Genomic DNA, 24,775 nt, shown 5'->3' on the forward strand with positions numbered 1-24,775 from the left:
TTCCCGTTGACCCTGATCCACGACGCCGGTGAATTGCCGCCCGAACGCCCGGCGCGCCGGCCAACCCGGGCACGAAGGCCCCGCGGTGCCGCGGCAATGCCGGGAGAATGCCGCCCCCTTCGCCGCCGGCCCGGAGTCGGGCCTCGATTGCACCCCCAAGGTGCCCATAAGCGGCCGTTTTCGCGCGTCTTTGCGTGCCGTGTGAAGGGCCGGCGGGCTGTTCCAGACTGTAGCTGTCTCCACCAGCACCCCCGAGGTCCGTCATGCTCTCACTTAGCATCATCAAGGTCATCTGCTATTTCGGCCTGGCCCTGGCCCATGGCCTGCCCCCGCGCCTGCCGGAGCACCAGCACCGGGTCCTCATCGCCCTGCTCTATCTGGGTGTGGCCATCGGGCTCTTGGGCGGCGCCTTGGTCGCACCTTGGTAACCGGCCCGGGTCCGCGTGGGCTGCAACGGGCTTGATCATCGTTCCGCCCGTAGGATGGACAAGCGCAGCGCAGTCCACCGAATTTGGCCTTGCCGCTTGTCCCTGATTGCCCCGCGCACGATGCGGTTCTTGCTGTCGGACAGCGACTGGGCGGCGGTCGGGCGATGGACGACATAAGTCTGACCAAGCGCAGGTTCTCTGGTTACGAAGCGCTGCTTCGTAACCGACCGCCCGGATCGTCCGCTTCACGATCTACAAAACGCATCTACATTTTGCTCGACATGCCGTAGCAACGCATCTACACTTTGCGAATGCTGACCTACGATGAAGCCAAGCGCGAGACGAATATCCGCACCCACGGGTTCGATTTCGTAGGCAGTGATGCCGTGTTCGCGGGCTTCACGATCACTCGCGAGGACGGGCGCGACGCCTATGGCGAGATGCGCTTGCAGACCCTGGGGCTCTGGAACGGCGTGGTGGTCTTCGTGGTGCACACGCCACGCGGTGACAGCGACCACCTACTCTCGATCCGAAAGGCAGAGAAACATGAAGAACATATCTACTGGAGAAACGCCCCCGGTCGACCGCACCGACTGGCCGCGCGTGCACGCCATGACTGACGCCGACATTTCTCACGACGAGGACAGCCCCCGCACCACGGCTGCCGATTGGGAGGGCGCCGTACTCAAGCAGGATGGCGTCGTCGTCGGGCGTGCCAAGACCCGCGGGCCAAACCGCCGACCGACCAAAGAACAGGTGGCGGTCCGCTATAGCCCGGAGGTGCTCGCCGCGTTCCGCGCCACCGGGCGCGGCTGGCAGACGCGCATGAACGAGGCGCTGAAGGATTGGCTCAAAGATCACAGTCCGGCGTAGTTCACTATCGGACCAGTGAGGTTCGCCACGCATCAATTCCCGCAGCGCCATGGTCGGGATAGTTCTCGAACCAGCCGACCCGGGCCGGTTTGACTGGACTGATGATGATTCGGCCATCCTCCACGGACAGCTCGATTTGATCCTTGATCTCACACTCCGCAAGCAATGGAGCGGGGATGATGATGGCGCGGTTGTGACCGATCCTATGTAGGGTGGATTTCATGGCATATCGTCCGTCCAAGATATTCGAGGTCGATGACCATCAGTGCGGCAGGCGGGGTGGCGACCCGCTCGGCGATGCGTCCGCTCCATCGACTGCGGCGACACCACCAGGCGCGAGGGGACGACGACATCCTCGGGAGTTGGGCGAATAGGCGACCGGTTCGCTTAAGCCCGGCTTTCCGCGGATGGCTGGGCAAGAACAAGGGGCCTTCGTGGCCCCTTCTTCTTGCGCCTTGATCGCTAGCGGATCGCGGCCGGCACCCACAATTCAAAGGAGACCTCGCTGTCGGTCGACAGATAGTGCAGCCGACCACCAAGGAGTCGCGCCAGACTGAACGCCAGGTACAGGCCGAGGCCCGAACCCGTTTTGCGGTGGGCCCCGGGGGCACGGTAATATTTCTGGAACACCCGGCGCTCATCGGGGAAGCCTGCCGACCCCACGGCATTCGTCACCGTGATCGCCACGCCGTGCTTACCGACGCGGGCCTTGGGGGAGGCGGCGATGCGCACGTCCTGTCCTGCTGCCCCGTATTTGCCGGCATTATCGATGAGGTTGCTCAGGACAACCCGTATGAGCGGGAGGTCGGTCTTGCACTCCGGAAGGTCGGAGACCTCCAGCACCGTCCGGTCCGCGAGCGCGCCGACTGCGCACAGCTCGCGCAGGACCGCCCCCAGATCGCAGCGCTGAAGGTCCAGCGACACGCGGCCGTGACGGAACCGATCGGCCAGCAGACAACGCTCGATGACGCCAGTCATATCCTCGACCGAACGCATCGCTTGCAGTCGCGCGGTGCGGTACATGGCCTCGGACCCGAGGGCCATGCGCAGCGCGGACAGGGGGGTCTTCAATTCGTGACTCAGCATCGCGATGAAGCGCCCCTGCTCGTCACGCTCACGGATGACCCTGGTGAGTATCACGGCCAGCATGACGATAACGATCTCGGCAAGCGCGGCGCTGAATGCGATCGGCCGGATGCGTTCGACCGCGCGGCGGCCCGCCAGGGTGTCGACCTCCGTCACCACCGCAACCCGGTGCTCGACGCGTGCCTCACTGACGAGTGCCGCGCCGGTCTGCAGGCGCCTGTCTTCATCCTGGTAGAGGGCCTGATAGGTGATACCGACCTCGCTGATGATCCCGACCGCCAGAATCACCACGGCACTCCATAGCAGCAGCAGGTTGTCGCGGGTCGCCGCGGTCGCACCCAGGAGATGGCCGCGCGCCTGGCCATAATCATCTCGCGCGGCCTGGAAGCGCTCGACCTCCATCCAGATGACGCAGACCGCTATCAGTGACGTCAGGACGATATACCAAAACACTGTCACCCAGGCCGTCGGGTTGGCGCCGCGATGTTCCACGGGCACTGGGGCGGCAGTCAGCAGAACCAGGCCGCGGACGCCCATCCAAACCGACAGCGCGGCAAACAGGACGCCAAGCACCGCGACCGGTACCCCGCCCGATTTCTGTATGAAAAATCGCCCCAGACGCAGGGCCGTGCGGCCGTTGACGGCCGTGATCGCGAAGGATAACAACACGGTTCGGTAGATGCCGTTGGGCTGCACCAGCCCCCAGTACCAGAACGGGACCGCGCTCAGTGCGACGATGGCCCACCCGCAGCGGTCCGGAGTCGGCGGGCGCTGCGCACAATACGCGGCAACGCCGGAGTGCAGGACCGCCACCGCCGCGATCAGCAGCAGATTGGTGCCCACGACCGTCCAACTGGGCAGTAAGGGGGCGTAACCGGCCGCGAACATGGCGACGGCCGCCATCAGAATCGCGGTGGCCGCGGCGCGGGTCACCAGGGTGGCCGGGCGCAGGTAGGAGAATGTCAATAGGGTCAGACTAAGGCTGAAGTTCAGTCCGGCGGCGATCACGTAAAATGTCTGGGTGTTCGGGTCCATGACGCGCAATTGAGCTATAGTCAAGTCTCGGGCAGTGATCGGAAGGTCCCGCTGCACCAGAATCCGGCGCCATGTTTCGGCGTCGCCCAGCGTCAGCGGCGGCCCCGCGGTCGATCCATCGCCAACGAGGTCAGTTGCCAGCCGTGACTTGCCGTTTGAGTGTCATCGTCATCGAAGACCACGACGATTTGCGCGCGGTCACCGTGGCCGCCTTGCGCGAACTGGGCCACAGCGCCCGCGGCCTGCCCGACGGGGAGGCGCTGGACGCCGAACTGCGGGCGGCGCGCACCGACCTGCTCGTGCTCGACCTCAACCTCCCGGGGGAGGATGGTATCAGTCTCGCCCGCCGCGCGCGCGGTGTCCAGCCCGATATCGGCATCATCATCGTCACGGTGCGCGAGCAGCTCAGTGACAAGATCGCGGGCTATGACAGTGGCGCCGATATCTATCTCACGAAGCCAACCTCGATCGAAGAGTTGGGTGCCGCTATCGCGGCCCTGGCGCGGCGCCTGCGTCCCCCCGGCACGGGCACCGAGCCGCCGGAATTGGACTTCGCCTCAGACGTCACCTCCAGCCGGGACAAGGTCCGCGCACTGCGTGATTACCTGATCGGCGTCACTGGCAAAGTGCCGACGCTCGCTGGACTCGCCGGTCAGTTCGGTCTCTCGCTGCGGCGGTGCAACGACGTCTTCACGCAGGAGTACGGCAGTTCCATCGCCGCATACGTCAGCGGGTATCGCCTGGAGCGGGCCAGGGAGGCCGTCCTGACGACCAATGTTCCCCTCAAGGTGATCGCCGAGCGCCTCGGCTACACCCATGTCAATCACTTCAATGCCGCGTTCAGCAGGCGCTTCGGCTACCCCCCGGGAGCTTTACGGAAAAATCGCAAGGAATCACTCTGAATGCCTGCGTGATTGCCGGAACGCGTATAAATCGGTCCGTTTCGCATATAAAGCTGGCGGTGGCGGGGCAGGATAGTCCGGCGCTCGTATAAATCGGGCGTTTTCGCGTATCGCGCGCGCGTTGCACGCCAACCGCCCCAGGCGGATAATCCCCAAGGCGGTACTCGCCGCACGCACAATCTTGAGGTTAAGATCATGACGCACGTCCGATTCTGTATTTATTCCCTGCTCGCCTTGCTGATCGGCGGCAATGCCCAGGCCTCCGTGATCAATTGGTGGGTATCGGGATTGAACCTGTCTAACGCCGCCAACTCCGGTGTTGGTATTTCCGGCACAAGCTACAATGGCAATTCATCGAAAGGGCTCATTTTCACTGCCGGCCAGGGCGGGCACAGCGTTGACACCATCGGCTTGAGGCTGATTGGCATTAACCCTTTCAACCAATCGTCCACACTGAAGCTGACAATCGCCGGTGTGAATCCGAACAACACATTGTCCAGCGTGCTGGCGACCGATATCGTGAGTTATATCTCCCCACCCGGCAGCGCTTTTGCAAGCTCCTTAGAATACACGTTTGGCCCGTCTGTCCTGACCAATATTGCCCAACTCAATTTCACTCCCGGCACCAAGTATGCCATGACCGTCTGGGGTGGCAATGCCTCAATCGCCACCTTGGCCTATTCCAGCACCTATCAAGCGAGCGTCTATACCGACTCCCAGACCGGCGACTTTGCATTCGCAGCGCTGGAGACTGCAGGTACTGTTACGACCAGTGCCAGTTATTTTCTGGCAATAGGAAAAACGCCGACGGACGTGCCCGAACCGGGTGTGCTGGCATTGATGCTGATTGGACTGGCAGGCGTGGGCTTGAGCCGGTCGAGCCGCAAGGCCGCGCTCTGGGCTTGAAGTCTGTTCCTAAGGACGCCCCGGGCGATGCCCCCCGTCATGATAAAAGAGGTCAATGATAATGAACAGATCCCTTCTGCGACGCATCATTCTCATCATCCCCGCGCTACCCATGGCGCTCCCCGTCGCCCTCGCCGACGGCAGCGGGTGGGGCCCGGTGTCCAACAGCACGGTCTCCATCGGCGGAGACCAGTTTTCGGTGGACCCCCGCGAGGGCGCGCTGAACTACGGCTACACCTTCTTCCAGGGCAATGTGAATTACGGCCAGACGCCCTTTTCCCTCGCCCTGCAGTATCAACAGGGGGCCGCCGGGACCTATGTCGGCACCTTCACCGACAGTAACAGCCATGCCCACCCCTTCGGCGCCAGCGCCTACCTGCCGACGGCCCTGCCGGAAACCACCCAGCCCAATTCCGGCAACAACGACGACGCGGGCGGCGTCTGGGACCTGAACCTGCCGGTGCTGTTCATCAACACGGCCTACGCCTCCGATTTCTACGGCAGCCACGCGGGGTCCAACGATTCCGATACGCACCCCTATGTCACCGCCGCCCTCAACCTGGGCGACACCACTTACCAATACCTGACCCCGATGGCCTGGTTCAGCACCGATACGGTCAGCCCCGTACCCTGGGATGTCTGGAGCCAATCCTTCGTCGGCCACGCCCGCCCGCTGTACAGCAAGGACACGGCGTTCCTGACGATTCAGGTCTTCAATCTCGCGGACTTGGGGAGCGGCGATCCGGCGACGGGCAAGCAGCAGGGCATCCTGGTGCAGGACAAGGACGGCACCACCTATTATTTCGCCCCGGCGGTACTCTACGGCTGGGAGGGCCACAACGTCTACAAACCGAGCTACAGCCCCAACAACAACTCCACCACCCCCAAGATGGACCAGGTGTTCGTCTACCGTATCGCCCGCATCGTCTACCCGACCGGGCTCTTCCTGAATTTCACCTATACGGACGATTTCAGCCACAACACCAGTCACACGGTGTCCATCACCGGCACCGACGGCAAGGCCATCGCCGAGGTGGCCTACAACGCGAGCGTCGGCACGGTGAAGGTCGCCGACGCCACGGATACCTTGCAAGACCTCTACCAGATCAATTTCACCGGCGCCGATTTCCGCGTGAAGTCGATCGTCAATCTGTCAAACAGCCGGCAGGTGGAATACAGTTACGTCACCAACCAGTCGGTGCCTTATGTCTGGAACAACCAGACTGTTCTCAGCAGCATTACCAACAAGTACACGGGCTATACCACGGCCATCGCGTACCAACAGTTCAACGCCCATGTCTACGATGCCGGCTGCAACAAGTTCCTGCTGGGCCAGGTGGCGGTGGACACCGTCAAGAACTACGACAATAACGGCACCGAGATCAGCAAGGCCAGCTACGACTTCGGCTTCAGCGACGACAGCAAGTCCAACTTCATCATTCCCCAGAAGTCGGGGGACAAGACCTATGGGTCCGGGCTCGCCCACTGGCTGGACGCCCTCTATTACCACGAGAACCACGACAGCAGCGGCTGTTCGTCCTCGGACACGGTCAAGCCGACCGGCCTGACCTATGGCACCACGATCACCACCACCTACCCGAATGCCGACCGCAACCGGACCCAGACCCTGGTCTACGACGCCTATGGCCGCACGCAAAGCGAAGCGGTGACCGCGAGCGGCGGGTGGAACAGTAGCCAGCCGATCACCCTGACCAGTTACAGTTACGCCCAAACCCCGGACCAGTTACAGGCGCTGGGCACCTATTCCGCCCTGCCGATGGCCTTCGCCTCGCCGGCCTCCACCGCCAGCGGCATGAACTTCTGCACGCTCAACGGCAGCCTGCTCTCCAATCCCACGGACACCCATGGCTGCATGATCAATCCCACCCAGAGCTGGGTCTACGACGCCGCCGGCAACCCCACCCAGGAAACCTCCCGCCTGGGGCAGTTGACCGAGTACAGCTACCTTCCGGCCAGCCAGACCAACCCGCCCAACGAACGCCTGGCGGTCACCTCGAAGCTGCACAGCATCGGCCTCGCCGGGGCGTCCTATGTCCTGCAGACCCAGCAGTTCCAGACTATCGCCGTAGCGCCGGCGGCCGGCAGCCTGCCCGGGGCGCTGACGCAGATGACGCTGCCGGTGTCCAATACGGAGGTACACTTCGACGCCAACCAGAGCAGCACCTATACCTACCGCACCGACACCATGGGCGGCTATGTCACCGGCAACACGGCCCAACCGGTGCTGAACGGCATCCTTACCCAGCGCACGCAGCAGGACAATACCGGCGTGTCCGACGTGGTGTCACTGACCACCCAATACGCACCAACCATGACCACCGCGGCCGGGGGCCAGGGCGTGCTGGCCGTGACCTCGACCCTGACCGGGCAGGCCCAGGGCGGCATCGGCGGCTACCGCAACCGCGGCGGCGCCCAGATCTCGTCCATGGGCTATCCCATTGCGGAAACGGACGGTCTCGGCCGCACCACCACCCACGCCTACGACGCCTACGGCCGCAGCGTCGCCCAAACCTATTTGCCGGGCACGTCCTACCAGCAGGCCAGCGCCACCACCTACGACGATGCCTTGAGCTTCACACCCCAGCCGATCGATAACCAGGCCGCGGCGGCGACGCTGTTCAGCGTGCGCACCACCGACCCCTACGGCAACGTCACCATCAAGACCTACGACGCCCGCCAGCGTCAGACCGGCACCTTCGAGCAGCGGGTCGGCTCGGCCATGGTGCAGACCGACGGCTATCGGTACGAGAGCAGCTCCGACGACCGGTTGGCCACGGCAGTGCGCTATGGCGACGGCTGGCAGAAACAGGAGGATTATTACTACGCCCACGGCGCCGCGCTGCAGGTCGCCACCGTGCCCGATGTCGGCCTGGCCGACGGCAAGCTCATCGACGGCATCAATGGCAACACCCTGACCTTCAAGTATGCCCCCGGGGCCACGCCGACCACTATCGGCACCATCTACGGCCCGGTGAAGATCGTCCACGCCGGCCTGCTCAACCATCTGGTCTTGGCCGAGGCACAGATCGACGCCGGTGCCGCCACCGCGGCGCTGGCCGGCGTCGACCTGGCCAACCTATTCGCCGGCGGGGGCATGGTCACCGACGACTACAACCTCTGGACGAGCAGCGGCAATGGGATCCCGGCGATCCTCGACCCGTTGTACACGGCCATCGGCAATCTCCCCGGCAATTCGATCACACCGGGCAATGCCGACAACCTGCTCGAATACACCAGCTACGGCTATGACGAGTGGAACCGGCAGGTTTCCAGCACCCTCTACACCTTCTTCAACGCCGGCACCGACCCCAACAACGCCGCCCAGGTGCTCTCGAAAACCACCACCGCCCGGACCTACAATACCGGGCAGCGTGCGGTGACCATCACCTATCCCCAGGGCCAGCAGGAAACCCGCACCTATAATCTGCTGAGCGGCCTGCAGAGCGCCCAATTGGCGGTCAACTACGCGGTCACCGATCTCGGCCGCCTCATCCATGACGGCCTGGGCCGCGTCGTGCAATACGACGATACTCTCAACGGCGGTACCAGCACGGCCACCTATGCAGCGGGCACCGGACTCCTGACCACGGCCACCGATGCCTATGGCAATCAGGCGGCCTACACCTATGATCCGAGCAGCTTCCTGCCGACCCAAACCGTGCTGACCCCCGCCGCGGGCGGGGCCGCGATTACGGTCAACCGCACCTATGACAACCATCTCAAGCCGACCGAGACCGCCGACAGCCAGGGTGCCATCTATGCGCGGTCCTATGCCGGCGACGGCTCATTGGTCACGGCGACCATGCAGTACATCAGCGGGACGCCCAACGGCAGCCGACTCTACTACGACGCCTACGGTGACCTGACTGCGTTCACGGATTCCTATCTGCCCCCCGTGCAAGGGGGTAATTGCGAGCAGCTCTGGCTCTCGCCGTCCTATTACGCGCTGAGCCGCGACGGCTTTGGGCGCCTCGCCAGCCTGTCCCTGCCGCCGGATGAGGGCAACTTCGGCAACGCCGGCTACTACGGCGTGGTGCGCAGCCGTACCTACGATGCCGTCACGGGGTTGCTCAGCGGGGAAACCAAGGCCCAACTGCCGAGTCAGCTGAACTGTGATCCGTACAATGTCGGCAACCTGAGCCTGACCACGGCCCTGCGCTATGACCAGAACCTGCGGCCCATTCTCAAGTCCGTGACCCGCAGCGACCTGGCCGGCACGGTCCCGGACCTGCCCGACGCCGTGGCCGATCTGGCCCTGACCGTGACCACCGCCACCAAGGCACTGACCAACAAGGATCTGAGCTACAGCATCACGGTCAAGAACAAGTCCCCGCGCTTCGGCGGCCGGCCCGCCACCGGTGTGACCTTGAGCTTCGTCCCCGCCGGGGCCGCCGCCGCGGGCCTGGCCTACACCAGCATCCCGGCGGGTTGCACCGCGGACGGCGGCGGCCTCTCATGCACCCTGCCGGACCTGAGCGGTGGCCAGCAGGTCCGCCTGACCCTCAAGGTGAGGCCCAGCACCACCGGGGGCCTGACCCCCACCATCCGCGCCCGTTCGGCGGCCCTCGACCCCAACGGGCGCAACCATGCCCTGACCGCGGCGGCCAAGGTCTGTGCCACCAGCACCTGCGCGCCCGGCGCCGGCATCGCCTATCTCACCGACAGCGGCACCGGCGGCAGCGGCCCGGTGGGGACCGCGGTCTTCGCCGTTACCTACGACGCGGCCAGCCACATCGCCCAGAGCACCCGCCAGGACTTCGCCGGCACCAGCCTGACCGAGAACTTCACCTACGACCTGCAGACCGGCGCGCTGGTGGGCTACGCCAACGACGGCGGCTCGGCGGTGCCCAGCACCCGCTGGCCGGGGCTCATGCCAGTGAACGCCGCCTCCTATACCTACGATCTCTACGGCAATCTGACGCAGAAGGTCTACGCCCTCATCGGCCTTTCCAACGGCGGCGTCTCCGTCACCCTTGCGCCCGATGCCGACAATCCCTTCCGGCTGGCAAGCGTGGTGGAGAACTGGTTCGACCCGGCCGGCGCGGGCGGCCCGACGGCGACGGAAGGCTTCGTGAACGGCAGCTACACCTACGACATCGCCGGCAACGTCACCGCCGACCCCTATGGCCGCACCTACAGCTACGACGCCCACGGCCTGCTCGGCAGCGTGACCCGCGCCGACGGCGGCTCGCAGGTCCTGCTGCGCGACGGGCTGGGGCACATCATCCAGCGGCAGGCCACCTGGCTCGCCGACAGCGTGCTCGATTACGGCCACGCCCGGTCGAGCAACCACCAGTGGCAGGTGGGCTTGAGCGCCGGCACCACCTATTTTCCGGATGAACTGTTCTTCGCGAACACCCAGCCCAACACCCTGGCCGTGACGGACCTGCTCGGGCGCCCGGTCAACACCCTGACCTACGGTACCAACCCCGCCGGTTTCGGCGTGCTGGCCAATACCAGTTACCTGCCAGAGGGCATCGCCACCAATCTCATCGCCGCCAGCGCCGGTTTCCCGGCCGGGATCGCCGACACCACCCGGTATCCCGAGGGAGCGATGGGCACGGCGCTCGGCATCGACGTCGGCACCGGGCTGGAATTCAAAGGCGGCTACCGCGCCTACGACCCCGCCGTCGGCCGTTTCCTGCAATGGGATTGGCTGTCGCCGCTGGGGCGCGGCGGTCTGCACGGCTACGCCTACGCGGGCAATGACCCGGTCAACTTCGATGATCCGACCGGTCAGTACCGGGAGGCCAAGACCCGCCGCTACGGCCCCAAGCCGCCCCATGCCCATCACGAGGGGTTCTGGCAGGGTCTGGCGGCGGGCTTGAAGGCCGGGGCCGAGTCGATCTACCTGGGGCCCTACCATTGGGGCAAGACGATGGAGCAGGACCTTGCCAAGGGCAACTGGGTCGGGCTCGGCAAGATGCAGGCCGGCCAGGACTTCGACTCGGCGGTCAGGGCGGCACTCGGACCCTACTCGATGGTGTTCTCCGAGTTTGTGAGCACCAACGGGTCGGCTCTCATGTCCGGCAAGGACCCCTTCAAGGCCCATGTGCCCTTCACGGGCAACTCCTATCAGATCGGCTATCAGTTGGGCGATCAAGGCGCCTCAGCGGCCGAAATGGCCGTGATCGCCTTGATCACGCTCGGGGCGGGCGCAGCGCTCGACGCCGCCGTCGTCGAGATCGAGTCCCTGAGCGTCGATGCCGACGTGGTCGCGGACGGCGCGCAGGCCGGGGATCCGATGCTCGGCTCGGAACGCGTCGCGGCGCAGGCCGAACAGATTTCGGTTAGGTCCGATAGCTCGATCACGTTGTTTGATGCCGACGACTTTTCGGATCTCGACTCCGACACCCCGAGTTCGGACCCCGCGAGTTCCGGCACCGGCAAGCCCGATACCATGAAGTATGGCGATCTGCGCCAATTGCGAATGGTGGTAGAGAAAGAGCAGGGGGCCATGAAGACATGGACCCAGGGCGAGCGCGGCAAGTTCAATGACCTGTTGAACACCAAGTACCGCGATCCGCTGTCGAGTAAGTTCGAGTTCCAAGGCTCAGGTAGGCGATTGGACTTCGCTTCGGCCATGGACAGCACCCCCAAGTCCGTCTATTACCTGAAGCCGGTGGAGATCCTGAGTCACTTCGCCTTAGAAATCCAGGAGTCCAACGTCGGGGACGCCCAGGCGGCACCAGGGCCCAACCCGAACGACGATGCGGCCTCACGCGCACCAGGGGCGGCGTCGCCGCCCGTGCCCTACCAATGAGTCCGCAGACGTAATCCGTGGTGCCGGGCCCGTGCGGCAGCCGTCCATGGCGGCCGACGGCCCGGCGCAGCCTTCCAACCGCCACCCAAGCGAAGACCTCCTGACCATGAAACCACAGTCTCATTTGGCGATCCTGTCCCTGCTCAGCGCCTGCGCCCTCGCCGCGACTGCCCAGGCCGGCGCACTCGTCGTGGACGGCGGTGAGCCGGACCAGTTAAGCGCCTTCCTGGCCGATTCCAGCCACGACTTCGCCGTCGCCGCGACCCGGTTCACGCTGGCGGATGCGGTCACGGTGAATCACCTGGAGTGGTGGGGCATCTACTTTCCCACCGGCGCGGTCGCGGTCACGGACGACTTCACGCTCGCGATCTACCCCGATGCCGGCGGCCTCCCCGGCGCTGCCCTAACCAGTGTCCACCTGGGCAATGTGCAGCGCGAGGCCACCGGCCAGACCGTCGTCCTCTGGCCGGAATACGCCTACACGGCCTTGTTCCCGGCGATCATCCTGGCCGCCGGCGACTATTTCCTGGGCCTCGGCAACGATCCCGCCGGCACCGAGCTCTGGGGCTGGGAGACCACTGCCGGGGGCTTGCAGGCCGGCGGTGTGTCCTACCATTCCGCGTCCGGCACCTGGCAGGAGGATGCCGCCGAAAACCTGGCCTTCCGCCTCTCCGTCCCCGCCCCCGGCAGTCTCGCCCTGCTCGCCATCGGTGGCGCCGGACTGGTCCGCAACCGCCGCCGGGCGCAAAGCGCGCGTAGCGCGTAGGACGGCGCGCTTGTGGTACTTCATGCCTCACCCGGTCTAGCCGCGAGGTCACTGGTCCGCACAGCGGACCCTACAAGTTCCCGCCCTTCTGCGTCGGGGAGATCGGGCGCGTCGGCAACCCCAAGCGGCGCGAGACCGGCTACGGGCGGCTCGCCAAGCGCAGCGTGCTGGCCGTCATGCCCGGCATCGAGGCCTTCCCTTATTCGGTGCGGGTCGTCTCCGAGATCACCGAGTCCAATGGCTCAAGCTCCATGGCGAGCGTCTGCGGCACCAGCCTGTCGCTGATGGATGCCGGGGTGCCGATCAAGGGCGCGGTGGCCGGGGTCGCCATGGGCCTGATCAAGGAAGGCGACCGGAGAAGATCCGCGACGTGATCGGCAAGGGCGGCTCGGTCATCCGTGCCATCACGGAGGAGACCGGCGCCACCATCGACATCAGCGACGCTGGCATGGTCAAGATCTTCTCAGTACCCCGAACTGGACGACGAAGACATCCGTCAAGCGCGGCGTGGTTCCGGGATTTACTTGAGCGGCTTGACGCCCCCACGCCGACCAAGCCCAAACCCGACCCGGTACAGGTCCGGCAAATTCACGCGGCCATCTCTCATCGTCTCAAAAATACCAAGCCGTTCAAGATCGTTGCGAACCCCAGGCCAACTGCGGTCGACATGTTGCGGCGGCAGTCTTTCGTCTGACGCGGATTTCAGACCACACGGGAAATGGTCGGCCCAACGCGATTCAATAACATCGAAGCTGCATGGTACGGTCAACCCCTGCAGCGGGTCCATGAGCCGCGTGACCCATGGATAGTCTTCGGCCATTTCCGCCACGCGGATTTCCGACGCCTTCTGCACGCCCCGCTTGATGCTCTCATAGTGGAGCGCATACAAATGGTCGGGATACTTCTCGAACGAATCCTCGGCCGCGGCGCGAATAGCAGCGAGAAAGGAACGGGGCGAGGTGCGCCCTCGCCCATCGGCCAGATGGCTCACCGACCAGACATAGGGAACCCCGCGGCGGCGGTCGCGGCCCATCCAAGGTCCGGACAGCGCCTCGAACAATCCGCGCTGTGTGACGCTGTCGCGCTTGACCTCCTCCGCGAGACGCCATACAGCCCCATACTCTGGCGGCGGCAAACCCACGACCTCCTGGTAGACTTCGCGCAGACGAGCGCCATGTTCACCGGGTGCATTGCAGAGCATTTGCCACATCAAGCCGTGGAGATCGTGTGGCGCCCAAGTCAGTTCAGCTTTGGTGGCAAGGAGCTTCGATGCATCGGGAAAATCAGTGATCGTGCGGGCCGATTGGTCCTCGCGCAGGAATACCTTTGCGTGCAAACAGGGGTAGGACTTGAGCCAGAGCACAACCCTGAGCAAGTCGCGCACGATGCTGTCCATCGTTCGCCAGTCACTACTCGTGCGATCGAGGGCGTCAAAAACAATCAGCCCGAAGCGCTTCTTGTCCAGGAAATAGCGGTTGGCCTGTTCCATCAACTCGGCGAGCCGCTCGGGATTCGCCCGGCCCCAGGAAACTGTATCGCTCCAAGTGTCTTTTGGAATACCCCCCCCGATGACGCTCATGAGCCAGCGGGCAACGACGGCGCGCCAGATGTCGTATGGCTCGCTACCGCCCTCTCTCAGTCGCGACAGCGACTCGCCGTCGGGAAAAGCTGCGATGTTCGGGGTAACGGCAAACCCGATATGGACATCCGTCCGTTCCAATTCGGGCACCGAGGTTCCGAGTGACGCACGCAGTTCGCTTGACCCGAGTGCAGCCGTCCAAAACGATTTTCCCACCCCGCGCGCACCAATGACCAGGTTGCACTCCAGTCGCAGCGCCTTGATATGCGCCGGCGGTACATACATGTGCCGCTGATTGGGTACTTCACCGTGGTTCGAGGTCGTGAGCGGTAGCGCCTCGATGATGGCCTGACGGACGTCCTGTAACTCACGCATGATTCGCTTCTCCATCACCGCACATGAGATCCAACACTCCCTCAACGACAGGACCGAAAATCGCTTCCACTTCTCTCGCATCGACGCTTTCGATGCGGTCATGCAACGAGCGCAAGGCCGCGAAACCGCGATGCCAGCGGATTGGCCAGGGGTAATGGGGTGCACCCTCGTCGGACTCGTCGAAGCTCCAAGTAGTGCCGACGGCCAACTCACCGGCAGCGACCTCGTCGTAAAGCTCCTCGGCAAAGACGTTCCAGGAACGTTCACGCAAGCCATCGAAATAGGCGGCCCCGTCCACATCGGGGATCATTGCGCCAACCAACTGCAGGCGTTCGCGAATGTCACGTACTACACCGGTGGTACGCCAATGCCGGAATAGGATTCGATAACCTGACCAAGTCTGATCGCCGTCAATGGCGCAGAGCAAGATCAGGTTCGCGCCGAGATCGGTTACGCAGGCCGACGCCACCTCGTCGATTCCGGCGCGGGAATCGATCAGGACCACGTCAGGCGTCCAGCGTGCTTGCAGTGCATCGAGCAGACGTTGCAGTCGTTGCGACCAGGACTCACGCCGACCATCGTTCGCGACCTTCGGCATCCAGGCACGACCGAGTTTCGCCACATACTCGCCGGGGTCTGCACCATGTGCCGGCACCACATAGATCTCGCCATCGTGAGACAGGGTACTGGTGGCAGCCATTTCATCAAACACGGCATCCCCGTTCTCCACCAAGTCTTCCACCAGCCAGTCGACGATACCGAAGGTAGGCCGGCGCTCATCCGGCAGCAAGGAGGACGACAGTCCAGGCGACTCTAAATCCAGGTCGAGCACCAAGACCCGCTTGCCCCGCTCGGCCAGGGCCCAGGCCGATGCGGCCAAGGCCGTCGATCGACCAACGCCGCCCTTGATCGAGAAGAATACGGTTCGCGGAATTCCTTTCGTTTCAGGAACGATCGACGACCAGTTCCCTTCGGTGGCAAGGCGATCGATCACCGACACATCCTTGACGCCATCGAGCGGAAAATGCGGAGCCCCCGCTATCATCGCGTCGATTTTTTCCTCGAACAGCACGGCTCGGTCCGGCGCGAAGGCATGCGGGTCGAGTCTGTCGTGCATCTCACGCGTGATCGCGTCGAGCGCCGTCAGCGCTGCTGCGTCTTCCTGCCATGTTTCCGCAACGATGAGCCGCACTCGACCATTCAGGTCGCGATTGACGATCATCGGTGCCATCCGTTTCACATTTTCCGCGTGTTTGCGAAAGATGATGCTGATTTCCGGAAGGACACGGTCGAAGGTGCTCATAGCAAACCCTCCACCGTGGCTTTCTTTATCAATGCGCTTACCATGCTTGCGCCATCACGATGCGGCTTCACGCCCGTTTCGTTGAAATCCCTTTGGTGTGCGTAGCGCTGGGCAACGTCCCAATCAAGAAAAGGGTTTGTCGCCGGCAAGCCATAACTCGCGCCTTGGTGATGCTTTGAGCGATAGGATTCGTAGCGGTCCCATGCATTGGTCTTCTTTTTGGTCTCCATCACATGGACCCAATTCTTCCCGTCCTGGGGGGTGCCGCCTGGAGCGAAGTCCATGCCGAAGGCATGCATCAATCGCTTCAAGCCACATTCGGCAGCGATCCCGTAAAGGTGGTCGGCATTGGCGAGGCGCCCGGCGCTGAAAAGCTGTTCGGCGTCCTCCCAGTGGCGGTGGTGTGCGTCGAGATAGTCAGCGTTCATCGGATTACCTGATTGTTCGGCGTGGCCGTTTATCGTCCAAGGCTGAAGCCTTGGCAAGCGCTGGAGCCTGGGAGCCGGATGCCGGGGGTTCCCGGACCAACGGTCCCCGGCGGTCAATAGCGTCCGCCGGTCTTCAACAGGTAATTGCGAAGCTCGCTGGTCTCTGAGTTAACGCGCACGAGGTTGGCGTGGGTGATGCGGAACAGGGCGCGCATGACCTTGTAGACGAGCCATGGATGGGTCTCGACCAGGGACTCGAAGGCGTCGGGTTCCAAGGTCAGCACCTGGCTGTCGCCGACTGAGCGCAGCCCGGCCTTGCGCGGCGACCCATCGACGAAGGCGCGCGTGCCGGCGCATTCGCCGACGCGCAACTGGTAGATGGTCTCCTCGGTGTCGCCGACGACCTTGACGACCTGGATGGCGCCCGCGGCGAGCAGTAACAGGGTACGGTGCTCATCGCCCTCGACGAGCAGCGTCTCACCATCGTGCAGCGTCATGACCCCCATCTGGTCCGCGAGCACTTGGATCTCGTCCGCGCCGAGTTCAGCCCCGAGCAGTGAGACCTTGAGCGTTTCCGACTTGTCTGCCTGATTCATCGATCGATCACCCCTGTCTGCTGCGTCAAGAATAGGACGGACGCTTGTCGTCCGCCCGGACCGGGGTCCGCGACCGCGGCCGCGGGCGCCCTCAGTGTAGCGCCACGCTCAGTCGAAACGCACCTTCGGGTTGGCGGAGGCCGGGGTGGCGCGGTCCCAGGCCCAGTCGCGGATGAAGCGGATCTGTTCGTTCATGGACTTGGACAGGGGCACCAGGCGGCGCGCCTGGACGGCGATGTGCTCGGTGCCGAAGGGGCCGCCGTCGCGCTCGGCGTCGATACGCGCGGCGATCACGATCTGTTCGATCTCGGCAGCGGTCCAGTCGCGGCTGTCGCGCACCAGGCGCTCCAGGTCAAAGGCAGCCGGGTCGCCGCGATTGTGGCGGATGTGAACGGCGAAGATCGCGGCGCGCTCCTCGTCGTTGGGCAGATCGAAGAAGAAGACCTCGTCGAAGCGGCCCTTGCGGATCATCTCCGCCGGCAGGGCCTCGATGCGGTTGGCGGTGGCGGCGACGAAGACCAGCGGCGGCTTCTCCTGCATCCAGGTCAGGAAGGCCGAGAGGATGTGGGAGGCGGCGTCGGCGCGGCCCTCGCCCCCGCCCAGGCCGTTCTCGATCTCGTCGATCCACAGCACCGCGGGGGCGACCGATTCGATGGTGCGCAGGGCCTTGTGGAAGGTCGCCTGGGGGTTGCCGTAGAGGTCGGCATAGATCAGGTTCATGTCCAGCCGGAACAGCGGCACGCGCCAGGCGTGGGCGATCAGCTTGGCGCACAGGCTCTTGCCGCACCCGCTGATGCCCATCAGCAGCAGCCCCTTGGGCACCGGCAGACCCGCGTCCACGGTGCGCTGATTAAACAGCGGGGCGCGGCGGACGATCCAGTCCTTGAGGACGGTGAGGCCGCCGATACGCTCCGGGTCCACCAGGTCCGGCACATAGTCGAGGAAGGCGGCACCGCTCACCGCCGCCTTCTTGGCCGCGCCGACCGCGGTCAGCATCGCGTCGCGGGTCAGGCGCCCGGTCGCCAGGACGCGGTGCATGACATGGCTCACCTCATCGAGTGTGAGCCCCTTCAGGGCCAGGGTCAGTTCGCCCAAGGCATCGTCCGGCAGGGGCTTAGCCGTATAGCCGACCCACACCGAGCGCACCCGCTCCCCGATCTCATCGACATCGGGCAGGGGCATCTCCAGCAACAGCACACTGGCGCGCAGCGCGGGCGGGATCAGTACCTCCGGAAAGACCATCAGGAGTGCCCCGCCCGGCCGCCCCATCAGGGCCGCATGGGCGTCGCGCAGCGCCCGTGCCACCTCGGGCCGCGCAAGGAAGGGGGTCAGGTCATGAAAGAGATAGAAGCCGGGCCCCGGCGCCGCGGCGACCGCCTGGATGGCGGCGACCGGGTCGCGGGTGTCGCTCGCCGCCGACGGGGCGGCGGGGGCGGCGGACCCGCCGGCCGCGGGCTGCAGTCCCCGGGTGCAGGTCCATGTCCAGCGCGCGCTCCCCGGGGCGACCTCGGCGGCCAGGCGCCACAACCGCTGCGCGACCCGCACCTCCTCGGCGCAGTGGATGTAGATCAGCGGGTGTCGGCCCTCGATGGCGGCGCGCAGCGGGTCTACAGACACGTCATCCTCCTGTCGAGCGGTTGGCGGATGCGGCGGCCTGGATCATCGTTGCGGCCGGCGCTGCGCAGTTGGCGTCCAAGGCTTCAGCCTTGGCCTGCCGATCCAAGGCTGAAGCCTTGGACTCCAGCCGGCCAGTGCCGCGGCTGGCCGGAAGCATGGGCCGACGCGGCTCAGGCGCCGGCCCCTTCCTCGAGCCGCTGGACCCGGACCTTCAGGTCCGAGACATCCTCCTCCAGTCGCTCCACATGGTGTGAGTGGAAGCGCTCATGCTTGGCCTGATCCAAGGCAATGCGGCGCATGAAGGTACCCAGGTCCTGCAGCCCGATCTCCACGCGCTCCAGCCGGGCCTTGCTTTGATCCAGCCGCGCGTTGGTCTGGTCCAGCCGCTCGTTGAAGTCCTGACGCATCTCCCGGATGCTGTCGCGGATCTCCCGCAGGATTTCGATGGTGAGGTCGGTGGTCATGGTGTTGGAATCCAGCCTTTGGAATGGTTCACCAATAAGTCAAATAAGTTCATATGGGAAATGCCTTTCGCGTCGTTGTCGTTGTCGTAATCGAGCTTATCGTATCACCCCGGGTTCCCTCGCACGCCGAGTTGCAGCGATTCTCCGATTACGATTACGACAACGACAACGACAACGACAACGACGGCATCTTGGCGGCACCGCTTACCGATACTGCCGCAGATACCACCACTCGAAGGCGCGCTTCATCCAGTGGAAAATGCGCAGGGCGGGCAGGACGATATTGTGCTTCTCGTTGCGCGCGACCAACATGCCCCGGTCGTTGGCGTCCACGATACAGAGCAGTTCCACCCGAAAGGTCTCGGTGGGTTCGCGTCCCTGCAACTCGGCGACCAGGTTGTGGACGGCGGCGCGCGCCTGCAGGTCCGCCATGTGCGCCTGCTTGGGCATCCAATCCGGCCCCGGAAAACTGCCCGCGTCGCCGGCCACATAGACTCGCGGGAAGCCCGGTACCCGACACTGGGCATCGCCCTGGAGCAGCCCGCCCGGGGAGCGCGGCAGTTGGGTGTTGTCGAACCAGGTGTCGCCGGTCATGCCAGGCATGAAGATGATCAGGTCCGCGTCGAAGCTGCCGGCCTCGGTCGTGACCTGGCGCTCGCTGAAGCCCTTGAGCTTGGAGCCCAAGTGGGTCTCGATGTCGAGTCGGGCCATCTCCCGCAACAGGCTGCCGACGGCCTTGGGGCCCAGGCGGTTGCCGGGCTTGTCGGCCGGGGTGAAGAACACCAGCTTGAAGCGCTCGCGCCGCCCCTCGCGGCGCAACTGGGTGTCCATCCCGAACAGAAACTCGAAGACGGGCCCGCCCCGCATGGAACTGGGTTCATTGGGGTTGCCGGCGAAGCCCATGGCGATGGTGCCCCCATCCATGGCCCGCACCCGGTCGCGGATGGCCTGTGCCGCGGCGATGCCCTCGCAGGGGGTGATGGCGTGCTCGATCCCGGGAAGCTTCTTGATGAAGCGCCCGCCGCTGGCGATGATCAGCCCGTCGTTGTCGAGCGGCCGGGCGCTGGTCTCCAGGGTCCGGCCGCCGTTGGTGAGCCCGGTCGCCTCGGCCGCGACGTGAGTGACCCCCATCCGCTTGAAAAACTGCCTCAAATTGATGCGCAGGTCATCGCCCGTGCGCAGCCCGCTCGGGACCCAGATCAGGCCGGGATAATAGACGAACTCGGGCCGGCGGCTGACCAGTGTCAGGTCCGCACTCAGGCCCGACTCGCGCAGCCTGGTGACGGCGTTCAAGGCACCGAAACCCGCGCCGACGATGGTGATGCGATGCATAAGCGACTCCGTGGGCGGATGGGACCCGACCGGTGCACCGGTCGGGTCCCCGGATTGTAACGCCTTCCCGGCCACTGAATGCGTGGCGGACGACGCGGTGACTGGAACGGCCGATCAGTTGCCCGCCGATGGGTCCGTCACCAGCAGCGGCTCCAGCACCGGCCAGACGTTATCAAGGATGCGCGGTTGGGCCGCCGCGCCCGGATGGACCCCGTCGGCCTGCATCAGGACGCGGTCCTCGGCCACCCCGGCGAGGAGCCCGGGCACCAGCGGCACCCCCTGGGCCGCCGCCAGGTCCTGGAACACGGCTTGAAAGGCCTGGTTGTAAGCCGCACCGTAGTTGGGGGGCAATTGGATACCGGTGAGCAGGACCCGGCTGCCGGCCGCCCGCCCCGCCTGGATGATCCGGGCCAGATTGTCCCGGACCACCGTCGGCTTCAGACCGCGCAGGCCGTCATTCGCGCCAAGCTCGACGATCAGGATCGCCGGGCGGTGGCGCTTGAGAAGTTCCGGCAGGCGCGTCAGGCCCCCGGCCGTGGTGTCGCCGGAGAGGCCGGCATTGACCACCCGCCAGTCCAGGCCGCGCTCGCGCAGGCGGCCCTGGAGCAGGGCGACCCAACCGTCCGCAAGCGCAATCCCATAGGCGGCGCTCAGGCTATCCCCCAGGACCAGGATCACGGGCGGCGCGGCGTCGGCGCGCGCCGCGGGCGGCAGTCCGAGCACGGACACACTGAGAAAGGCAATCCACAGCAGGCGCATCATGACAGTCAATCCGGTCGAAGTCGTAGCCAGGGCCCAGGGGCTCGGCAAGCATATCAGCGCTCCGAGCGGCGAGTTGACCATTTTGGACGGGCTCGACCTCCAGATCCAGGCCGGTGAGGCGGTGGCCATCCTGGGCGCCTCCGGCTCCGGCAAGTCGACCCTGCTCGGGCTCCTGGCCGGGCTCGACAGCGCGAGCCGCGGCGCGGTCTGGCTCTGCGGCCGGGACCTGGCGGGGCTGGACGAGGACGGGCGGGCGGCGCTGCGCGCCGGGCGCGTCGGCTTCGTGTTCCAGAGTTTCCAACTCCTGCCCACCCTCACCGCCCGCGAGAATGTCCTGCTCCCGCTGGAGCTCACCGGCAATAGCGACGCCGAGGTGCGCGCCGACGAGGCCCTGGAGCGGGTGGGTCTGACCCCGCGCGCCGGTCACTATCCGCGCCAACTCTCCGGCGGGGAACAGCAGCGGGTCGCCATCGCCCGCGCCTATGCCCCGCGCCCGCGGGTCCTGTTCGCGGACGAACCCACCGGCAACCTGGACGAGGCGACCGGCGAGCACATCATCGACCTGCTGCTCGACCTGCGGCGCGAATCCGGCGCCGCCCTGGTGCTGGTGACCCATGACCCGCGCCTGGCCGAGCGCTGCGACCGGCGGCTGCGGATGCACGACGGGGCCTTGTCGGCGATGGAGTGAATCCGGGGAGACTATTAAACACAAACACAATCGTTGTCGTTGTCGTTGTCGGTGTCGTAATCGGAATCGGAGCAACGATGCAAATTTGGGTGCGAGAAAATCCAGGGCGCGACGATAACCTCGATTACGACAACGACAACGACGCTGCCTAATGGCTTATCAGCGAACCGTTCCTCATTGTCCGCAACCGACTCCGCATCAGGTATTCGTTATGACCCCATCGACCTGGCGAATCACCCGGCGCTTCCTGCGCCAGGATTGGCGCAGCGGCGAGCTCTATATGCTCGGCGCCGCCCTGGTCCTGACGGTGGCGGCCATCACCGCGGTCGGCTTCTTCACCGAGCGCATCGAGTCGTCCATGACCCGCCAGGGCGGGGAGCTGATCGCCGCGGACCTGGCCATCGACGGTTCCGCGGCCCCGCCGGCCGACTACCTGGGACAGGCAACCCGGCTGGGATTGGTCAGCGCCCGCACGCTCGAGTTCCCTAGTGTGGTCATGGGCGCGCAGGGGCCCCAACTGGTGCAGGTCAAGGCGGTGGACGCGCCCTACCCCCTGCGCGGCCGCTTGCGGGTGCAGGACGGCTTCACCAACCCGGAGCGCATCGTCGAACAGGGGCCGCCGCCCGGCGAGGTCTGGGTGGAGGCGCGCCTGCTGCGACTCCTGGAGGCGCCGCTCGAAAGCGAGGTCGGCCTGGGAGAGACGCGACTGCGCATCGGCGCCATCCTGAGCTATGAACCCGACCGCGGCGGGGGCCTCTTCCAACTCGCCCCCCGGCTGCTGATGAACGCCGCGGACCTGCCGGCCACCGGCCTGGTCAGCCCGGCGAGCCGCGTCAAGCACCGCCTGCTGCTCGCCGGTGAGCCCGCCGCGGTGGACACCTATACCAGTTGGCTCAAGCCGCGGTTGCCGGTCAACTTCAACCTGGTGGACGGGCGCACCGCCCGCCCCGAGTTTGAGTCGGCGCTGGACCGCGCCTCCCGCTTCCTGCATTTGGCGACCCTGGTGACCCTGCTGGTCGCCGGCAGCGCCATCGCGCTCGCCAGCCGCCGCCTGGTGGAGCGCCAGATCGACGCGGTGGCGATCATGCGCTGTCTCGGCGCCCCGCGGCACCTGCTGATGCGGGTCTTCCTGCTGCGCCTCACCCTGTTCGGGCTGGGGGCGAGCCTGGTCGGCTGTCTGGCCGGTTGGCTCGGTCAGCTCGGCCTGGTGGCGGCCCTGGCGGACTGGTTCGGCGCGGACCTGCCCGCCGCGTCGCTGCGGCCGGTGGCGGTCGGGGTCGCGACCGGCCTGATTGCGCTGCTGGGGTTCGCGGTCCCGCCGCTGCTGCAACTGACGCGGGTGTCGCCGCTGCGGGCGCTGCGCCGTGACCTGGGGACGCCGCGCGCCTCGACCGCGCTCGCCGCGCTGGGGGCACTGCTGGCACTGGCCCTGCTGATCCTGTGGCAGGCGGGTGACCCGGACCTGGCCTGGAAGCTCCTGGGCGGGGTGGCCCTGGCCCTGGTAACCCTGGTCCTGGCGGTGCTGGGGCTGGTGCGCCTCGCGGGGGGCCTCGCCGGGCGCGCCCGCGGGGTCTGGCGGCTGGGGCTCGCGGCCCTGACCCGGCGGCCCACCTTTGCCGTGCTGCAGATCGCCGGCTTCGGGCTCGGCATCCTCGCCCTGCTGCTGCTCGCCGTGGTGCGGGTGGATCTGCTCAAGACCTGGCGCGAGGGGCTGCCCGCGGGCGCCCCCAACCACTTCCTGATCAATATCCAACCCCAGGAGGTGGAGCCCCTGCGCGCCTTCCTGCACGGTCACGGGATCGCCCAGGCCGAGATCTTCCCGATGATCCGCGGGCGCCTGATCCGCATCGGCGAGCACCAGGTCAACCCGTCCGATTACGAGAACCCCCGCGCCGAGAGTCTGGCCGCCCGGGAGTTCAACCTGAGCTTCGCCGACCGGCCCCAGGCCGACAACCGCATCAGCGCCGGGCAGTGGTGGGGCACGCCCGCCGCCGCCCCGCAGTTCTCGGTGGAACAGGGCCTAGCCGAGACCCTGGGCATCAAACTGGGCGACCGCCTGACCTTCTTCGTCTCCGGTCACGAGGTGACGGCCCCGGTGACCAGCCTGCGCGAGGTCCGCTGGGACAGCTTCAACGTGAATTTCTTCGTCGTCTCCCCGCCCGGCCTCCTGGGCACCGAGTCGGCCACCTACATCACGAGCTTCCACCTGCCGCGGGCGGGTGAGTCGATGATCCCCGAACTGGTGCAGCACTTCCCCAGCGTCACCCTGCTCGATGTCGATGCCCTGCTCAAACAGGTGCGGGCGGTGGTGGACCGGGGGGTGTTGGCGGTGGAATATGTCTTCCTCTTCACCCTGGCCGCCGGGCTGCTGGTGATGTTCGCCGGCATCCAGGCGAGCCTGGCGGAGCGGCGCACCGAGCACGGCATCCTGCGCACCCTGGGCGCCGGCCGCCGGGCCCTGCTCGGCAGCCTGGCGGTCGAGTTCACCGCCACCGGCCTGCTGGCGGGCCTGCTCGCCTCCATCTTCGCGGAACTGACCGGCTGGCTCATCGCCGAGCGGCTGTTTGGGCTCCAATTCAGCTTCAACCCGCTGCTCTGGGTCACCGGCGTCCTGGGCTCGGGCCTGCTGATCGGCCTGGCCGGGACCCTGGCCACCTACCCGCTGCTGATCCGGCCGCCGTTGCAGACCTTGCGGCGGGCGGGGTAAGGCACGCGCATCGCAACGGGGCGGGTGCGATCAGAACTGATGTGGTGACCGAGATCCCGGGTACGTTGTCGTTGTCGTTGTCGTTGTCGTCGTTGTCGTTGTCGTTGTCGTTGTCGTAATCGAACAATCCGACCACGATTACGA

20 protein-coding genes and 1 pseudogene are annotated in these 24,775 nt (G+C 65.6%); 10 read left to right on the forward strand and 11 right to left on the reverse strand.

Going from position 1 to position 24,775, the window contains the following annotated elements; genetic code table 11:
• Positions 1-263 precede the first annotated feature (263 nt).
• The 3 genes from QZY48_RS26130 to QZY48_RS26140 all read left to right on the forward strand — a co-directional run bounded on the left by QZY48_RS26130 (position 264) and on the right by QZY48_RS26140 (position 1,301).
• On the forward strand, positions 264-428 hold the full coding sequence (locus QZY48_RS26130; protein WP_295436457.1) for a hypothetical protein: 165 nt from the start codon (positions 264-266) through the stop codon (positions 426-428).
• 311 nt (positions 429-739) lie between these two features.
• A complete protein-coding gene (locus QZY48_RS26135; protein WP_295436458.1) occupies positions 740-1,048 on the forward strand; it encodes a BrnT family toxin in 309 nt (102 codons plus the stop codon).
• On the forward strand, positions 1,041-1,301 hold the full coding sequence (locus QZY48_RS26140; protein ID WP_295436459.1) for a BrnA antitoxin family protein: 261 nt from the start codon (positions 1,041-1,043) through the stop codon (positions 1,299-1,301). The genes QZY48_RS26135 and QZY48_RS26140 overlap by 8 nt, the downstream gene beginning before the upstream one ends.
• Positions 1,302-1,305: 4 nt before the next feature.
• Here QZY48_RS26140 and QZY48_RS26145 read toward each other — a convergent pair whose 3' ends face one another.
• Together QZY48_RS26145 and QZY48_RS26150 are read right to left on the reverse strand one after the other, a co-directional pair.
• The gene (locus QZY48_RS26145) at positions 1,306-1,524 is read right to left on the reverse strand and encodes an AbrB/MazE/SpoVT family DNA-binding domain-containing protein (RefSeq protein WP_295436460.1); all 219 of its coding nucleotides are present in this window, start codon (positions 1,522-1,524) and stop codon (positions 1,306-1,308) included.
• Positions 1,525-1,763: 239 nt separating this feature from the next.
• Positions 1,764-3,446: a HAMP domain-containing sensor histidine kinase gene (locus tag QZY48_RS26150; protein ID WP_295436461.1), complete on the reverse strand. Its 1,683-nt coding sequence runs from the start codon at positions 3,444-3,446 to the stop codon at positions 1,764-1,766.
• 119 nt (positions 3,447-3,565) lie between these two features.
• On the opposite strand from QZY48_RS26150, the gene QZY48_RS26155 reads away from it, so the two are divergent.
• From QZY48_RS26155 to QZY48_RS26175, 5 genes and pseudogenes are all read left to right on the forward strand, one after another.
• Positions 3,566-4,324, forward strand: coding sequence for a response regulator (locus QZY48_RS26155; RefSeq protein WP_295436479.1), 759 nt, complete (start codon positions 3,566-3,568; stop codon positions 4,322-4,324).
• A 195-nt stretch (positions 4,325-4,519) separates the two neighbouring features.
• Positions 4,520-5,230 carry a PEP-CTERM sorting domain-containing protein gene (locus tag QZY48_RS26160; protein ID WP_295436462.1) on the forward strand — a complete coding sequence of 237 codons (711 nt, stop codon included), beginning with the start codon at positions 4,520-4,522 and terminating at the stop codon, positions 5,228-5,230.
• Between the two features lie 61 nt (positions 5,231-5,291).
• Positions 5,292-12,014 carry an RHS repeat-associated core domain-containing protein gene (locus QZY48_RS26165; protein ID WP_295436464.1) on the forward strand — a complete coding sequence of 2,241 codons (6,723 nt, stop codon included), beginning with the start codon at positions 5,292-5,294 and terminating at the stop codon, positions 12,012-12,014.
• Positions 12,015-12,120: 106 nt separating this feature from the next.
• On the forward strand, positions 12,121-12,780 hold the full coding sequence (locus QZY48_RS26170; RefSeq protein ID WP_295436465.1) for a PEP-CTERM sorting domain-containing protein: 660 nt from the start codon (positions 12,121-12,123) through the stop codon (positions 12,778-12,780).
• Between the two features lie 71 nt (positions 12,781-12,851).
• Positions 12,852-13,246: pseudogene (locus QZY48_RS26175) on the forward strand (KH domain-containing protein); the annotation flags it as partial.
• A 54-nt stretch (positions 13,247-13,300) separates the two neighbouring features.
• On the opposite strand, the gene QZY48_RS26180 reads toward QZY48_RS26175, so the two are convergent.
• The 8 genes from QZY48_RS26180 to QZY48_RS26215 form a co-directional block, all read right to left on the reverse strand.
• Positions 13,301-14,749, reverse strand: coding sequence for a hypothetical protein (locus QZY48_RS26180; protein WP_295436466.1), 1,449 nt, complete (start codon positions 14,747-14,749; stop codon positions 13,301-13,303).
• Positions 14,727-16,037 (reverse strand): ArsA-related P-loop ATPase, encoded by a 1,311-nt coding sequence (locus QZY48_RS26185; RefSeq protein WP_295436467.1) that lies wholly within the window; start codon positions 16,035-16,037, stop codon positions 14,727-14,729. The genes QZY48_RS26180 and QZY48_RS26185 overlap by 23 nt, the downstream gene beginning before the upstream one ends.
• A complete protein-coding gene (locus tag QZY48_RS26190) occupies positions 16,034-16,465 on the reverse strand; it encodes an SAM-dependent methyltransferase (RefSeq protein ID WP_295436468.1) in 432 nt (143 codons plus the stop codon). Before QZY48_RS26190 ends, QZY48_RS26185 begins: the two co-directional genes overlap by 4 nt.
• Positions 16,466-16,578: 113 nt before the next feature.
• Entirely contained in the window at positions 16,579-17,061 is a 483-nt protein-coding gene (locus QZY48_RS26195; protein ID WP_295436469.1) for a Crp/Fnr family transcriptional regulator, read from the reverse strand.
• A gap of 108 nt (positions 17,062-17,169) precedes the next feature.
• Complete coding sequence (locus QZY48_RS26200; RefSeq protein ID WP_295436470.1) at positions 17,170-18,678, reverse strand: AAA family ATPase; 1,509 nt, start codon at positions 18,676-18,678, stop codon at positions 17,170-17,172.
• 170 nt (positions 18,679-18,848) lie between these two features.
• Positions 18,849-19,142 (reverse strand): hypothetical protein, encoded by a 294-nt coding sequence (locus QZY48_RS26205; RefSeq protein ID WP_295436471.1) that lies wholly within the window; start codon positions 19,140-19,142, stop codon positions 18,849-18,851.
• A gap of 204 nt (positions 19,143-19,346) precedes the next feature.
• Positions 19,347-20,474, reverse strand: coding sequence for an FAD-dependent oxidoreductase (locus QZY48_RS26210; protein WP_295436472.1), 1,128 nt, complete (start codon positions 20,472-20,474; stop codon positions 19,347-19,349).
• 114 nt (positions 20,475-20,588) lie between these two features.
• Positions 20,589-21,236, reverse strand: a complete 648-nt coding sequence (locus QZY48_RS26215; protein WP_295436473.1) for an arylesterase — start codon at positions 21,234-21,236, stop codon at positions 20,589-20,591.
• Between QZY48_RS26215 and QZY48_RS26220 the strand changes: the two genes are divergently transcribed.
• Both QZY48_RS26220 and QZY48_RS26225 read left to right on the forward strand, forming a co-directional pair.
• Positions 21,235-21,924, forward strand: a complete 690-nt coding sequence (locus QZY48_RS26220) for an ABC transporter ATP-binding protein (protein ID WP_295436474.1) — start codon at positions 21,235-21,237, stop codon at positions 21,922-21,924. The two genes, QZY48_RS26215 and QZY48_RS26220, sit on opposite strands and share 2 nt — an antisense overlap.
• Positions 21,925-22,135: 211 nt before the next feature.
• A complete protein-coding gene (locus QZY48_RS26225) occupies positions 22,136-24,631 on the forward strand; it encodes an FtsX-like permease family protein (RefSeq protein ID WP_295436475.1) in 2,496 nt (831 codons plus the stop codon).
• On the opposite strand, the gene QZY48_RS26230 is transcribed toward QZY48_RS26225, so the two are convergent.
• On the reverse strand, positions 24,580-24,775 hold a 196-nt coding region (locus QZY48_RS26230; RefSeq protein ID WP_295436477.1), incomplete at its 5' end, for a hypothetical protein. The genes QZY48_RS26225 and QZY48_RS26230 overlap by 52 nt on opposite strands.

Source organism: uncultured Thiodictyon sp., from assembly GCF_903828115.1.
Classification (GTDB): Bacteria; Pseudomonadota; Gammaproteobacteria; order Chromatiales; family Chromatiaceae; genus Thiodictyon.

Coding starts and splice junctions, on each gene's coding strand:
- QZY48_RS26140 (WP_295436459.1), top strand. CDS start 1,041: ATGACTGACGCCGACATTTCTCACGACGAGGACAGCCCCCGCACCACG.
- QZY48_RS26220 (WP_295436474.1), top strand. CDS start 21,235: ATGACAGTCAATCCGGTCGAAGTCGTAGCCAGGGCCCAGGGGCTCGGC.
- QZY48_RS26190 (WP_295436468.1), bottom strand. CDS start 16,465: ATGAACGCTGACTATCTCGACGCACACCACCGCCACTGGGAGGACGCC.
- QZY48_RS26160 (WP_295436462.1), top strand. CDS start 4,520: ATGACGCACGTCCGATTCTGTATTTATTCCCTGCTCGCCTTGCTGATC.
- QZY48_RS26145 (WP_295436460.1), bottom strand. CDS start 1,524: ATGAAATCCACCCTACATAGGATCGGTCACAACCGCGCCATCATCATC.
- QZY48_RS26185 (WP_295436467.1), bottom strand. CDS start 16,037: ATGAGCACCTTCGACCGTGTCCTTCCGGAAATCAGCATCATCTTTCGC.
- QZY48_RS26180 (WP_295436466.1), bottom strand. CDS start 14,749: ATGGAGAAGCGAATCATGCGTGAGTTACAGGACGTCCGTCAGGCCATC.
- QZY48_RS26135 (WP_295436458.1), top strand. CDS start 740: ATGCTGACCTACGATGAAGCCAAGCGCGAGACGAATATCCGCACCCAC.
- QZY48_RS26210 (WP_295436472.1), bottom strand. CDS start 20,474: ATGCATCGCATCACCATCGTCGGCGCGGGTTTCGGTGCCTTGAACGCC.
- QZY48_RS26165 (WP_295436464.1), top strand. CDS start 5,292: ATGAACAGATCCCTTCTGCGACGCATCATTCTCATCATCCCCGCGCTA.
- QZY48_RS26130 (WP_295436457.1), top strand. CDS start 264: ATGCTCTCACTTAGCATCATCAAGGTCATCTGCTATTTCGGCCTGGCC.
- QZY48_RS26170 (WP_295436465.1), top strand. CDS start 12,121: ATGAAACCACAGTCTCATTTGGCGATCCTGTCCCTGCTCAGCGCCTGC.
- QZY48_RS26205 (WP_295436471.1), bottom strand. CDS start 19,142: ATGACCACCGACCTCACCATCGAAATCCTGCGGGAGATCCGCGACAGC.
- QZY48_RS26225 (WP_295436475.1), top strand. CDS start 22,136: ATGACCCCATCGACCTGGCGAATCACCCGGCGCTTCCTGCGCCAGGAT.
- QZY48_RS26215 (WP_295436473.1), bottom strand. CDS start 21,236: ATGATGCGCCTGCTGTGGATTGCCTTTCTCAGTGTGTCCGTGCTCGGA.
- QZY48_RS26195 (WP_295436469.1), bottom strand. CDS start 17,061: ATGAATCAGGCAGACAAGTCGGAAACGCTCAAGGTCTCACTGCTCGGG.